Origin of the sequence: Phaeobacter porticola (assembly GCF_001888185.1) — a bacterium.
Lineage (GTDB): Bacteria > Pseudomonadota > Alphaproteobacteria > Rhodobacterales > Rhodobacteraceae > Phaeobacter > Phaeobacter porticola.
In genome coordinates this window covers 2687520-2701438 of record NZ_CP016364.1, presented here as the reverse complement: position 1 = coordinate 2701438, position 13919 = coordinate 2687520, and the positions used below count along the sequence as shown (strand labels likewise).

Annotated in this window: 12 protein-coding genes; 4 read left to right on the top strand and 8 right to left on the bottom strand. The window is 60.3% G+C overall.

What is annotated here, in order from left to right; translation table 11 throughout:
* Positions 1-42 precede the first annotated feature (42 nt).
* A complete protein-coding gene (gene trpS, locus PhaeoP97_RS12925; RefSeq protein WP_072505407.1) occupies positions 43-1071 on the bottom strand; it encodes a tryptophan--tRNA ligase in 1029 nt (342 codons plus the stop codon).
* A 120-nt stretch (positions 1072-1191) separates the two neighbouring features.
* Here trpS and PhaeoP97_RS12920 point away from each other — a divergent pair, with 120 nt between their 5' ends.
* Positions 1192-1878, top strand: coding sequence for a rhomboid family intramembrane serine protease (locus PhaeoP97_RS12920; RefSeq protein ID WP_072505406.1), 687 nt, complete (start codon positions 1192-1194; stop codon positions 1876-1878).
* Positions 1879-2436: 558 nt separating this feature from the next.
* Here the strand turns inward: PhaeoP97_RS12920 and murJ are convergent.
* Genes murJ through PhaeoP97_RS12905 form a run of 3 tightly spaced genes read right to left on the bottom strand, consistent with a single transcriptional unit; the run spans position 2437 to position 7950 of the window.
* A complete protein-coding gene (murJ, locus tag PhaeoP97_RS12915) occupies positions 2437-3993 on the bottom strand; it encodes a murein biosynthesis integral membrane protein MurJ (RefSeq protein WP_072505405.1) in 1557 nt (518 codons plus the stop codon).
* Positions 3990-6818, bottom strand: coding sequence for a [protein-PII] uridylyltransferase (locus PhaeoP97_RS12910; protein WP_192849660.1), 2829 nt, complete (start codon positions 6816-6818; stop codon positions 3990-3992). The genes murJ and PhaeoP97_RS12910 overlap by 4 nt, the downstream gene beginning before the upstream one ends.
* Positions 6778-7950: a penicillin-binding protein activator gene (locus tag PhaeoP97_RS12905; RefSeq protein WP_072505403.1), complete on the bottom strand. Its 1173-nt coding sequence runs from the start codon at positions 7948-7950 to the stop codon at positions 6778-6780. The genes PhaeoP97_RS12910 and PhaeoP97_RS12905 overlap by 41 nt, the downstream gene beginning before the upstream one ends.
* Before the next feature lie 84 nt (positions 7951-8034).
* Here PhaeoP97_RS12905 and rsmI point away from each other — a divergent pair, with 84 nt between their 5' ends.
* The 3 genes from rsmI to gshB all read left to right on the top strand — a co-directional run bounded on the left by rsmI (position 8035) and on the right by gshB (position 10332).
* Positions 8035-8895 carry a 16S rRNA (cytidine(1402)-2'-O)-methyltransferase gene (gene rsmI / locus PhaeoP97_RS12900; protein WP_072506468.1) on the top strand — a complete coding sequence of 287 codons (861 nt, stop codon included), beginning with the start codon at positions 8035-8037 and terminating at the stop codon, positions 8893-8895.
* A gap of 50 nt (positions 8896-8945) precedes the next feature.
* Entirely contained in the window at positions 8946-9302 is a 357-nt protein-coding gene (locus PhaeoP97_RS12895; RefSeq protein WP_072506467.1) for a YraN family protein, read from the top strand.
* 97 nt (positions 9303-9399) lie between these two features.
* Positions 9400-10332, top strand: a complete 933-nt coding sequence (gene gshB, locus PhaeoP97_RS12890) for a glutathione synthase (protein ID WP_072505402.1) — start codon at positions 9400-9402, stop codon at positions 10330-10332.
* A gap of 22 nt (positions 10333-10354) precedes the next feature.
* Here gshB and PhaeoP97_RS12885 read toward each other — a convergent pair whose 3' ends face one another.
* From PhaeoP97_RS12885 to cobU, 4 genes are all read right to left on the bottom strand, one after another.
* On the bottom strand, positions 10355-11857 hold the full coding sequence (locus PhaeoP97_RS12885; protein WP_072505401.1) for a YifB family Mg chelatase-like AAA ATPase: 1503 nt from the start codon (positions 11855-11857) through the stop codon (positions 10355-10357).
* A 119-nt stretch (positions 11858-11976) separates the two neighbouring features.
* Positions 11977-12660, bottom strand: coding sequence for a glutathione S-transferase (locus tag PhaeoP97_RS12880; protein ID WP_072505400.1), 684 nt, complete (start codon positions 12658-12660; stop codon positions 11977-11979).
* A gap of 58 nt (positions 12661-12718) precedes the next feature.
* A complete protein-coding gene (locus tag PhaeoP97_RS12875; RefSeq protein WP_072505399.1) occupies positions 12719-13324 on the bottom strand; it encodes a histidine phosphatase family protein in 606 nt (201 codons plus the stop codon).
* A complete protein-coding gene (gene cobU, locus PhaeoP97_RS12870) occupies positions 13321-13839 on the bottom strand; it encodes a bifunctional adenosylcobinamide kinase/adenosylcobinamide-phosphate guanylyltransferase (protein WP_072505398.1) in 519 nt (172 codons plus the stop codon). The genes PhaeoP97_RS12875 and cobU overlap by 4 nt, the downstream gene beginning before the upstream one ends.
* Positions 13840-13919 lie beyond the last annotated feature (80 nt).

The following is a 13919-nucleotide window of genomic DNA, read 5'->3' as shown; positions in this document are numbered from 1 at the left end:
GTATCTATCTACCCGCAGGGTGCGGGCTCGTACCGCTTGATATCATAAAGCGGCTGGAGCCACCATGCCCACAATATCATAAGTCTTGCGAAGAATGGGGGCTGTGATTTCTCGGGCACGCTCTGAACCGCGTGCAAGAATCTTGTCGATTTCGTCCTGATGCTGCATCAAACGGGCCATTTCCGTGGTGATCGGTGCCATTTTTGAAACCGACAGGTCGGCCAGCATCGGTTTGAATTCGGAAAACGCCTTACCACCGACATCGGCGAGCACCTGATCCACCGTTTTTTCTGACATCGCAGCATAGATGTTGACCAAATTGCGTGCCTCGGGCCGCCCCTCGAGCCCTTCAGCTTCTGAGGGCAGGGCGTCAGGGTCGGTCTTGGCCTTGCGGATTTTCTTGGCGATGGTGTCGGCATCATCCGTCAGATTGATGCGGCTGGCATCAGACGCATCCGATTTCGACATTTTCTTCGACCCGTCCCGCAGCGACATGACGCGTGTGGCCGCGCCTTCGATCACCGGTTCGGTCACCGGAAAGAAATCGACGCCGTAGTCGTGATTGAACTTCATCGCGATGTCGCGGGTGAGTTCAAGATGCTGCTTTTGATCTTCGCCCACGGGCACATGGGTGGCGTGGTAGACCAGAATGTCCGCCGCCATCAGCGCCGGATACGCAAACAGACCAAGCGAGGCGTTCTGCGCATTCTTCCCGGCCTTGTCCTTCCACTGGGTCATCCGTTGCATCCAGCCCATGCGGGCAACGCAGTTGAAGATCCAAGCCAGCTGTGCATGCTCGGGCACCTGGCTCTGGTTGATCAGGATCGACTGTTCCGGATCCAGGCCGGCAGCGATGAACCCGGCACAAAGCTCGCGGGTGGATTTTTTAAGATCCGCAGGATCTTGCCAGACGGTGATCGCGTGCATGTCTACCATGCAGTAGATGCTCTCCACGTCCTTGGCCTGCCAGTCCACGAACCGCTTCAGCGCGCCAAGATAGTTGCCAAGGTGCAGATTGCCCGATGGCTGGATGCCGGAAAACACGCGTGGCGTGAATGTGGTCTCGGTCATCAAGAAACTCCCGTCTGGAATTAGGATCCTCGCTGGCTTAACCATGGCGGGAACCATCGTCAACCGCGCGCGGATCAACCGGGCAGGGCGGCAGAGCAGGCAAGCAGGAGCAAGATCACAATGGACTACCAAAAAGAACCATCTCCGGTGAACCCGCTGCCGCCGGTTGTGGTGGCGCTTGTACTGATCATCATGGGGATTGAAGCCGGGTTTTCGCTTGGCGCGCGCGGGATCTTTGGCGGGCCTGAGGCGGTGGGCTGGCGGCTGGAGGCGATCCAGACCTATTCGTTCTCTTCCGATATCTTTTGGTGGATGTGGGAGACCGGGCAATGGCCGCCAGAGCATCTGATCCGCTTTGTCTCCTATCCCTTTGTGCATATCGCCTTCACCCAGACGCTGTTTGTCTGTGTTTTCGTCCTCGCCATGGGCAAGATGGTGGCCGAAATCTTTGGTGATCTGGCCATGGTGCTGGTGTTTCTGGTCTCCGGCGTTGGCGGTGCTGTGGGCTATGCGCTGCTGACCCAGTCATCGGTGCCACTGATCGGTGGCTTTCCTGCGGTCTATGGGCTGATCGGGGCCTTTACCTATATCCTGTGGCGGCAATTATCGCTGGTCGGCGCCCAGCAAAGCCGTGCCTTCACGCTGATTGCTTTTCTGATGGGGATCCAGCTGCTGTTTGGCCTGCTGTTCGGCGGCACCCTTGACTGGGTCGCTGACCTTTGCGGTTTTGCCACCGGCTTTGGCCTGTCCTTCTTCCTCGCCCCCGGCGGCTGGGCCCGCATCCGCAACCGCATACGCCGGGAGTGAGGGGGAGGTGAACAGTCAAAAAGATATTCCACTGATAACTGCCGAGGTCACAGCGTCATGTTCAAGTCTAGAATGGTTCGGATGATAACGTCAGCCGTTTGTCTGACCGGGTGCTCGGCAATACCTCAAATGACATCAACGGATGGTGCGACTTTCTCGCTTCAAAGGGGAATAATAACGTATGTCGCGCCCCAAAGTTCTGCAACCAAGTGCGAATTCTCTGTCGTTTCATAGCTCTGGGTTTGCGAGGATGGAACTCGATCAGAGTTGGTCACGGCAAGGTTGCCTTGGTCATTCGACGGAGTTGTGTTGGTCAAATTCGACAGCAGAACCTTCGTATCATCACGTTTCTGACTCAATAGTCTTGGAGTTCGAATAGCTGTGAAAATCCGTCCCTTCAAAAGTCGATTTTGAACCCTACTGAGGTACCACTCGTTTGAGACTAGATACGGAAATGCAGTGCCTAACTACAGGCGTTTGGCTTCGTTAGTTAGATCGGCTCACGGCATGGACGTCCACATTGGCACCACGTTCAGCCATGGCCACTCCCCCAACCCCTCACCCCATGCCAGCACCGCCCCGACGTACAGAACGTCTCAGATCCGCCAGGCGCACCGCGCCGATGATCTGGCCGACGCCGAAATAGACCACCGCGCCCAGCACGATCAGCCCTAACAGCGCCAGATAGCGCCAGCTGGGCAGGTAGAACAGCCAGCCAAACTGCTGCACCACACCAAAGAGCACAGCGCCCATGATGGCGGAGGCGGTGAGAATGCGCAGGCTCCGGTCGTAGAACCGCTGGTCGAACCGCGCGACCTCTCCCATGCGGCGTGCGCCCAGCCACAGGCAGGCGACCATGGTCCAGCCCGCCACAGTCGCTGCGATGGCAGGGGCGATCCAGCCCAGATAGGGTTTCAGGCCAAAAGCCAGCACCGCATTGATCACCATCGCCACCACTGCGTAGCGAAACGGTGAGCGCGTATCCTCGCGGGCAAAGAACAGCGGCTGCAGCACCTTTTGCAGCACAAATGCGGGCAGGCCAGCGCCATAGATGGCAACTGCCAAGGCAATGGCGGCCACGTCATCGGCACCAGTCGCGCCGCGTTCATATAGGACTGACACAAGAACCAACGGAACGGCAAGAAAAGCCGCAGTTGAGGGCAGCGTGAGCAGCAGTGAGAATTCGCCGGCACGGGAGAACGCATCGCGTGCGCCCGCGTCATCTCCCGCCCGCAGGCGGCGCGACAGATCCGGCAACAGCACGATGCCGATTGCAATGCCAACGACCCCCAGCGGCAGCTGATACAGGCGATCCGCCACAAACAACCAGCTCACCGCGTTTTCAATGTCAGAGGCCACCTGCTGCCCGACCACCAGATTGATCTGCGTGACCCCCATAGCCAGTGCCGCCGGCAGCGCCACACGGACGAGGTTTTTCATCTGCGGCGTCCAACGGGGCAGGCCGGGGCGCAGGCGTATACCGGTCCGGCTGGCGGCGATCCACACCAGCGCCAACTGCGCGACACCGGCCACCGGGATGGTCCAGACCAGCCAACTTATGACCTCGCCGCCCAAAACAGCGCCTGCCACCATGGCGGCGCAGGCAAAGATGTTGAGCAAGACAGGCGCCGCCGCCGCCGCCGCAAACCGCCCGGTGGCATTCAGCACACCGGAAAACAGCGCCGCCAGCGACATGCATAGAATATAGGGAAAGACGATCTGCCCGTAGCCCACCGCCAGATCAAACCGCGCATCGCCCACAAAACCGCCCGCCGTGGCCCAGACCAGTGCGGGCATGAACACCATGCCAAGCCCGACCAGCAGCAGAACCGTGATGGCCAGCAGGTTGAACGCTTCCTGTGCAAAGCCCTGCGGATCCTCGCCGCTCTCCAGCCGCTTGGCAAACATCGGCACAAAGGCTGCGTTGAACGCCCCCTCGGCAAAGAAACGGCGGAACATGTTGGGCAGCCGGAACGCCGCCACAAAGGCATCCATCAGCGGACCGGGGCCAATATAGGCGGTGATCAGGATTTCGCGCAGAAACCCCAGAATGCGGCTCGCCAGCGTCCAGAAACCGACGGTGAGAAAGCCTGACAGCAGTTTGATCGGCTTCATGTTCCGGCCCGCTTTGCCCCTTCTGCGATGGCACTGCGCAGCTTGGCCTCCAGTGATTTCTGCTTGGCCTCGGAATAGTATTTCAACCCGAACATATCCTTCACATAGAACGCATCGACCACCTGCTCGCCATAGGTGGCGATGACCGCATTGGCGATATAGATATTGGCCCCCGCTAGCGTGCGCGCCAGATCATACAGCAGGCCCGGCCGATCGCGCGTATCCACTTCGATGATTGTGTAGATTTCCGAGCCGTCGTTATCAAACGTGATATGTGTTGGCACATTAAAGGCGCGCTCGCGCTTCTTGATCTTGTCGCGCGATTTCAGCGCATCGCCGGTGATCACCTCACCCTTAAGGGTCTTGTGGATCATCTCGCGCAGGCGGGGCAGGCGCTCGGCCTCATAGGGGTGACCTTCGGAATCCTGAATCCAGAAGGCATCCGTGACGTACCCGTCCTTGGTCGTATATGACCGCGCATCAACAACATTCGCGCCCACCAAGGCCAGCGCGCCGGCAATGCGGGCAAAGATGCCGGGGTGATCCGCCATGGAAAAACAGGCGCGTGTGGCGTCGCGGTCCTCATCCGGGTGCAGGCGAATGATCACCTTACCGGGGTCGTCACGGTCCGTCAGCTCGCGCAACATCTCGGCAAAATCTATATGCGCGGTGACATGAAGACCCTGCCAATAAGGATCGTAATGTCGTCCGGTTTCCACCTTCAGGTCGGCCTTGGACCAATCAGGCAGGGCGGCGCGCAGGGCCTTCTTGGCCTCGGTGCCACGGTGGGCGCGGTTCAGCGCCTCCATGCCGTTTTCTAACGCCTCGCGGGTCTGGTTATAAAGCGCGCGCAGCAGCGCCGCCTTCCAGTTGTTCCAGGTATCCGGGCCAACACCGCGAATGTCGCAGACCGTCAGCAGCAACAGCAGGTCCAGGCGCTTGATCGTCTTCACCGCCTTGGCGAAACCGCGCACTGTGCGCGGGTCGGCAATGTCGCGTTTCTGTGCCATATCCGACATCAACAAGTGATAGCGCACCAGCCATTCGACAGTCTCGCATTCGCTCTTGTTCAGGCCCAGCCGGGGCGCCACACGGCGAACAATCTGGGCGCCAAGGATCGAATGATCCTGCTCGCGCCCCTTGCCGATGTCATGCAGCAGCATCGCCACCATCAGAACCTTGCGATTGACTCCTTTGCGGATCACAGTGGATGACAATGGCAGCTCATCCTCCAGCTCGCCACGTTCGATGGCAGCATAGTTGGAGATCACCTGAATGGTGTGCTCATCCACCGTGTAAGAGTGATACATGTTGAACTGCATCATCGCCACGATCGGCTCGAACTCTGGCACAAAGGCGCTGAGCACCCCCAGTTCGTTCATCCGTCGCAAGGCGCGTTCGGGGTTGCCATGTTTCAGCAGCAGATCAAGGAAAATGCGCCGTGCTTCTTTGTCGTTGCGCATCTCATCATCCACCAGATGCAGGCTGGCCGTCACCAGCCGCATGGCATCGGGATGGATCAGCATCCCCGTCCGCAGCGCTTCCTCAAAGATCCGCAACAGGTTCAGCTTATCCGCGCAGAAGGCTTCGGGATCGGCGACATCCAGTCGATTGTGGATCACGGCGTAGCCGGGTTTCACCCGTGGGCGACGGCGAAAGATCCGCTCCAGCAGAGGTTCGCTTTTCTGGTGCGTGGCCTCCAGCTTGGTCAGGAAAATCCGCGTCACATCGCCCACTTTGGTGGCATGACGGAAATACTCCTGCATGAAAACTTCAACCGCCCGGCGCCCGGCGCGGTCCTCGTAGCCCATACGATCTGCCACCTCGACCTGCAGGTCAAAGTTCAGCTGTTCGGTGGCGCGGTTGGTCAGCAGATGCAGATGCGCCCGTACGGCCCAAAGGAAGTTCTCTGCCTTGGCAAAGGAATCCAACTCTTCCGGGCTGAACAGCCCCATAGGCACCAGTTCGGCGACGTCTTGCACCTGGTAGAGATATTTGGCGATCCAATAAAGCGATTGCAGATCGCGCAGGCCGCCCTTGCCCTCTTTGACGTTCGGCTCCACGACATAACGCTCGCCCTGTTTCAGGTGTCGTGCGTCGCGTTCGGCCAGTTTTGCCTCAACAAAATCGCGGGCGTCTTTGCTGAACAGCTCCGCATTCAGGCGGCGATCCAGATCAGCGGCCAGCCCGGCGTCGCCGACCAAAAAACGTTGTTCCAGCATGGCGGTGCGGATGGTAAAATCTTCGCCGCCCAAGCGGATGCAATCGCGGATGGTGCGGCTGGAATGACCGACTTTCAGACGTAGATCCCACAGAATATAGAGCATCGATTCAATCGCGCTCTCGGCCCAGGCGGTGATCTTGTAGGGCGTCAGGAACAACAGATCCACGTCGGAATGCGGAGCCATTTCGCCCCGGCCATAGCCACCGACCGCGATCAATGCGATCCGTTCGCCCTGGGTCGGGTTTGACAGCGGGTGCAACAGGCTTGTGGCGGTGTAATGCGCGGCTGTGACCAGACCATCGGTTAAATAGACATAAGAACGGGTCAGCGCGCGCGCCGCAAAAGGCTCCTCGGCAAAGGCCTCGGCGATGGTTGCACGCCCGGCTTTGTTGGCCGCACGCAGGATTTTGACGACGCCAGAGCGAAGCTCTCCGGCCTGGCAGGTTTGCGACAGGGCCGTGATTTCGGCCCGCACCGCAGTGGCATCAAAAATTTTGCCGGGGTCGCAGATCAGCGGCCCCAGCAATGGTGGTAGATGAACGGTGTCCGGTAGTGCCGGATCAGAATCCGGCACCGGCGAAGCTACTGGGAGCTGGGTCAATAACCACAACCTTCTGTTCTTGGATTGTCGCAACCGCGAGGCCGCGTTCATTGGTGCCATCAGGGCGCAGGCGGAAAATACCGCCGGTGCCTTGGAAGCCGTTGCCACGGGTCAATGCCGCGCCGGTCAGCGCGTCGGATTTCCCTGCACTGACCAATGCGCCAATCGCGGCGATCCCGTCATAGGCAAGCCCACCGATGGGGTGCGGCGCGGCCCCATAGCTGGCCTGATAGCGGCTGCGGAATTGCTGCGAGCGATTGGTGTCGGGCAGCGCAAACCAGCCGCCCTGTACACCCGGCAGTGACAGTGTTTGTGCGGGGATATCCCAGCGCGTCAGACCGATGTATTGAGTTGTTTCGGGGTTCACACCGGCCTCTGGCATCAGCTGTGTCAGCAAGGGCAGCGCACCGGCGGTGGTTGCTGTCATGAACACGGCATCGACACCATTGCTGGCCACAGCAGAGCGAATGGTTGGAATCGCATTGATCACACCTTGCTGCGACAACTCGTAGCTGACAGCCCCGCTGATGCGGGCACCGCTCTGACCGGCGGCGCGTTCAATGGCGACACGGCCCGCCTGACCGGCAGGGTCGCTGCCGCTGACCACTAGGATGTCATCCTTGCCTTGGCGCGCGGCATATTGGGTCAGTCGGCGCGCGGTATTGTCAAAGGTCGGGCCTAGGATGAACACGTTCCCGCCGGCAATCGCGGTGTTGTTGGAAAACGCCATGACGTTCACATTGCGCTTTGCGGCGGCCAGACCTGCGGCGTTGGCGGCTTCGGCATAGACCGGCCCAAGGATAATGCGCGCGCCATCATTGATCGCCGTTGTCGCGGCGGTTGCGGCCTGTTGCGGGCTACCGGCAGTGTCATAGACACGCAAATCGATTTTGACCCCGTTCAGGTCGGCGATGGCCATCCGGGCGGCGTTCTCAAGGCTCTTGGCCAGCACGGCATCGCCATGCTGGGCCGACCCGCGCGGGACCAAAAGGGCAACCGGCACCGGCTTTGATGTGTTGATCGATGGGCCGCTGCTGGTCGGCAAGGTGTCACAGGCGGCCAATGCCAGCGTCGAAACCACGGTAGCAGCGGTCATTGCCGCCTTGCGGGCGTGTTGAAAAACAGCAAACATATTGGACTTGAAACTCCCTTGTCCGGCGGCGTACGCCGTGTTGGTACCTCAGGGATCATAAACGACCAACAAGGCGGGTCCAGCGTGAATCACAAGATCGTCCATTTGCCAAGCGGCCTCTACTTTGTCGCAACACCCATCGGCACAGCCCGAGACATTACTCTGCGGGCGCTTGACGTGCTGGCCTCTGCTGACTTGATCGCCGCCGAGGACACGAGGTCGTTGCGTAAGCTGATGGAAATTCACGGTGTTCCGCTCAATGGGCGGCAGATTGTGGCCTATCACGATCACAGTGGCGCAGGCGCGCGCGGCCGTTTGCTGGATGCGCTGCAAGATGGGCAGTCGGTCGCCTACGCCTCTGAGGCAGGAATGCCGCTTATTGCCGATCCAGGCTATGACCTCAGCCGCGCCGCCGCCGAGGCCGGGCATCTTGTTACCGTCGCGCCGGGGGCCTCTGCGGCCTTGGCGGCGCTGACATTGGCTGGCTTGCCGACGGATGCGTTTTTCTTTGCAGGCTTTCTTCCCAACGCCAGCGGCGCGCGCCGCAAACGGCTGGAGGAGCTGGCAGCGGTGCCGGGCACGCTGGTGTTCTACGAATCCCCAAAACGGATCGCAGCATCGCTGCGGGACATGGCGGATGTTCTGGGGGAACGTTCTGCCGCCCTGTGCCGGGAGCTGACCAAGAAATTCGAGGAAGTGCGCCGGGACAGCCTTGCGGTTTTGGCGGATGGCCTGGAGCATGCGCCCGTGAAGGGAGAGATCGTTGTATTGGTTGATCGCAACCGCGGCACCACCGTAAGCGATGGCGATCTGGACAGCGATCTGCGCGCCGCGCTCAAGGGCAACTCGGTCAAAGACGCCGCCGCCATGGTGGCTGAAGCGCACAATCTGCCCCGGCGCAAGATCTATCAACTGGCGCTGGATATTGCCAAGGATGAAGATTGATCGTGTCTGGGTCGCAGGATAACCAATCCAAGCAACCCACTGCCCGCGCGTTGCGGGGCTCAAAATCCTATCATGCAGGTCTCGCCGCCGAGGATCTGGTGGCACAGTATTACGAACGTGCGGGGTACTGCGTCGCCGCCCGTCGCTGGCGTGGCGGCGGCGCCGAGATCGATCTTATCCTGCGGCAAGGGGCAATGGTTGTTTTTGTCGAAGTTAAACACAGCGCCAGCCGTGATCAGGCTCTGGCCCGGATCAGCGCGGCCCAAATGCAGCGGATGATGGCCAGCGCTGCGCAGTTCCTGGCAGGTGAACCGGCTGGGCAATTGACCGAGTCGCGGCTGGATATCGCTTTGGTGGATGGGATCGGTAAAGTTGAGGTGATCGAAAACGCATATGGCCAAGGTTGATCAGTTCGGCCATTGAACCCGCCGCCAAGCTGGGCCATGTATTCGGCGTGGGCGGTTTGCCCATGTCATTTTGCCCATGTCATGAGGGACTGACATAATGAAAATCGCCTTTCAAATGGATCCGATCACCGACGTTGACATCAACGCCGACAGCAGCTTCCGCCTCGCGGAGGAAGCGCAGGCACGCGGGCATGAGCTGTTTTTCTACAGCCCCGACCAGCTCGCCTATCAGGAGGGGCGCATTACCGCGCGCGGCCATGATATGACAGTCCAGCGCGTTGCTGGCAGCCCGGCGGAACTCGGCCCGCGCCGCGAAGTGGATCTGAGCGACTTTGACGTGGTCTGGCTGCGTCAGGATCCGCCCTTTGACATGCATTACATCACCTCCACACATTTGCTGGACCGCCTGAAGGGCCAGGCGCTGGTGGTCAATGATCCGTTTTGGGTCCGCAACTACCCGGAAAAACTGCTAGTTCTGGATTTCCCCGAACTGACACCGCCAACCACCGTCGCCCGCGATCTGGAGACCATCAAGGCGTTCAAGGAGAAACACGGCGACATCATCCTGAAGCCGCTCTATGGCAATGGCGGGGCCGGTGTGTTCAGGCTCGACGCCAATGACCGGAACTTGACCTCGCTGCATGAGCTGTTCACCGGTTTCAGCCGCGAGCCGCTGATCGTGCAGAAATTTCTGCCTGACGTGTCGAATGGTGACAAACGGGTGATCCTGGTCGATGGCGAGCCGGTCGGCGCGATCAACCGCGTGCCAGCAGCGGGCGAAACCCGCTCCAACATGCACGTCGGTGGCCGACCCGAGAAAATCAGCCTTAGCGACCGGGATCGCGAGATTTGCGGCGCCATCGGGCCCTTGCTGCGTGAAAAGGGCCAGGTCTTCGTCGGGATCGATGTGATCGGCGACTACCTGACCGAGATCAACGTGACCTCACCCACCGGCATTCAGGAGCTGGAGCGCTTTGATGGGGTGAATATCGCCGAAAAGATCTGGCAGGCGATCGAATCCAAGCTCTGAGCTATCAGCTGAGAAAACCCGCTCAGGCGGCAATACGAAAGCTGAGCGCCTCTGCAAAATGGGGGCGGCGGACCTCTTCCGCCCCCTCTAGGTCCGCAATGGTGCGGGCCACACGCAATACTCGGTGATAGCCGCGCGCGGTCAGTCCAAACCGCTCTGCCGCTTGTAACAACAGCGTGCGGCTCTCGGTATCGGGGGGCGCTATATCTTCCAGCAGCTGCCCCTCGGCATCAGCGTTCTGGCGCAGCCCCGGATGATCACGGTAGCGGCTGGCCTGAACCTCGCGGGCGATGGCCACCCTTAGGGCGATCTGATCAGATGTTTCGCCCGCACTGGGCAGATCCAGATCGGCGAACCCAACAGGCGGCACATCGACTCGCAGATCAAACCGGTCGATCAACGGGCCGGAAATGCGTCCCAGATAATCCGCCGAACATTGCGGCGCGCGGGCACAGGCGCGGCTGGGATCGCTCAAGGCACCGCATTTGCAGGGGTTGGCAGCGGCCACCAGCATGAAACGGCTGGGGTAGCTGACATGGGCATTTGCACGCGCCACATTCACATGGCCGGTTTCCAGCGGTTGGCGCAGGGTTTCCAGCACAGCACGGCTGAACTCTGGTAACTCATCCAGAAACAAGACCCCGTTATGGGCCAGGCTGATCTCGCCGGGTTGTGCTCGCCTGCCACCGCCAACGATGGCTGCCATCGACGCGGTGTGATGGGGTTCCCGGTATGGCCGATTGCGACAAATGCCCCCTTCGTCGATCAATCCGCACAGGGACTGGATCATTGAGGTTTCCAGCGCCTCGGCTGGCGTTAGAACCGGCAGAATCGACGGCAGTCGCGCAGCCAGCATGGATTTGCCCGATCCCGGTGCCCCCACCATAAACAGATGGTGTCGCCCGGCGGCAGCAATCTCAAGCGCGCGTTTGGCCCGCTCCTGTCCTTTCACATCGCGCAAGTCCTTTGTAGCGGGGATGTCGATGACCTCACCGGGTTCGGCAGGCGTGATCACCATTTGCCCCGTGAAATGCCGCACGACGTCTGACAGCCCGCTGGCGCCAATCACGGTTGCATCACTGACCCAGGCGGCCTCGGCGCCCGAGGCTCTGGGGCAGAGCAGCCTCCGCCCCTCGCTGGCAGCGGCCATGGCTGCGGGCAGGGCGCCCACCACCGGCACAAGGCTGCCGTCAAGGGACAGTTCGCCAAGGGCAATGGTCTCTGATGCTGCTTCTGCCGGAATAATCTCAATCGCTGCCAGCAGCGCCAGCGCAATGGGCAGGTCAAAATGGCTACCCTCCTTGGGCAGATCCGCAGGCGACAGGTTGACCGTGATCCGGCGCGAGGGCAGGGCGATCGACATGATCGCAAGGGCGGAGCGCACCCGTTCACGCGCCTCGCTGACTGCCTTGTCCGGTAGACCTACGATGGAAAAGGCAGGCAAGCCGGGTGCGACAGCGCATTGCACCTCAACCGGGCGGGCCTCAATGCCTTGAAAGGCAACGGTATACGCGCGCGAAATCATCTCTCCCCTTTCCGCTATGGGTGGGGAGAGATGCTTGGTGAACGTGGTTTCGGAGTCGTTAACGGCCACGGGTTTTTACGTTTTATTCACCTAAAGCCCGAGGCATTCACCGGATTCGCTCAGGCCAGTTGCCAAGGCTTGTGTGGCAGGTCGATGGGATAGGGATCCGCTGCATAGGCGACTTCGTCGATCTGCGCCTGCCAGCGGCGTAGCACCGGATCGGACAGCGTCAAATGGCAATAGGCGCGCATCTCGTCCGATATCGGCAGGTCAAACCCGACAATGCGCGCGGCAACCGGCGCATAGAACGCATCCGCAATGGAATAGCTGCCAAAGAGCCAGCCATCCTTGCTGCCGGACACATCGCGTGCGTGGGCAAACAGCGTTTCAATCCGCTTCAGATCTGCCAGAACAGCGTTTGATGGTTCAAACCCTTGATAGATATGCGCCAATTGCATTGGGCAAGCACTGCGCAAGGCGCCAAAGCCTGACGCCATCTCGGCCATCAACCACCGCGCGGTAGCGCGCTGGCGCGAATCCTCGGGCCACATGCCTGCCTCGGGGTGGCGCTCTGCCAGTGTCTCCGCAATGGCGACGGTCTCGCCAATCACTGTCCCATCGGGGAGTTGCAGCGTGGGCAGCAGCCGCGCAGGCGCCAGCGCCGCCATTCTGTCCTTCATGGTGCCCGAAAACATCTCAATCAAGGAGACCTCATGGGGCAGGTTGAATTTTTCCAGCATCAGCCAGCCGCGCAACGACCAGCTGGAATACTTGCGATCACCGATATAGAGTTGATATGTCATGACGCGAGGCTAGCGCGTCACGGGTCATTCCCAAAGGTAATATTTGTGAGGTAATAAATCACGAAATGTGATTGATTTTACCGCAGCCCCACCCCTGTTCCCAATCAGTCCCCTGATGGGTGAGTTCCGTGACCGACAGATTGTCGATCCGGTGCGAGAAGGCCTCCTCAGCAGTCAGCCGCTCGGCCCGCTGGATCTGTGTCAGGATCTGGCCAAAATGGCCCACCACAATCAGATTGCGCCCGCGATGGGTGTCGATCAGCCCATTGATGGCGCCATTTACCCGCGCGCAGACCTGGTTCCAGCTTTCGCCGCCGGGCGGGGTCACATCGCCGGGGGTTTCCCAATAGGCGCGGATGCGGTCGGGGTCTTCGGCGTCGATCTCGCTCCAGCTGCGCAACTCCCAAGCGCCAAAATGGATCTCGCGCAGGTCAGGATGGTCCTTAAGCCGCTGCCGATCGCGGCCAATGGCTGTGGCAGTGTCACGTGCCCGGCTGAGATCTGATGACACCACCAGCGCCTCAGGGGGCAGATATCCATGCAGCCGGTCCAGCGCGGCGGTGTCGGACAGATCTGCGGGCAGATCAGACCAGCCCACCATTGATTTGGCATGGGTCGGACCGTGGCGGACCAGAAACAGGCGGGTGATTGCATCTGCGGTCATAGCTGTCCTTTCAGCGCGCGCGGCAGCCCTGCGGTCACCTGGATCACTGTGGGGGCGATCTGTGCCAGGGCGATGTTCAATCGCCCCTGCGCCTCTCGAAATTGGCGCGCCAGCGCATTGTCCGGCACGATGCCATGACCAACCTCGTTGGACACGACGACCACGTCAGCCGTGCAACGCTCCAGCGCCGCCAACAGCACGTCCTGTGCGGTGTTAAGATCGGCCTCGGCCAGCATCTGATTGCTGAGCCACATGGTTGCGCAGTCCAGGAGACAGATTTGGGTCTCGTTCAGCGAGTCGAGCACTGACGCGAGCTCCATCGGGGCCTCATATGTGGTCCAACCGGGGCCACGCTGGACCAGGTGGCGGTCAATCTTGGCGCGCATCTCGGTATCAAACACTTGTGAAGTGGCCAGATATATTCTGTCTTTACGAGAGTTTACGCAGAGTTTCTCGGCATAGGCCGATTTGCCCGACGCGGCACCGCCCAGAATGAATGTGACTTTAGACGGCACTTTTATTATCCTGATCCTATCGACGGTTGCGTATGTGGGTAGCCACGGGTGCAGCGCAACACAAGATGTGTTCACGTTAA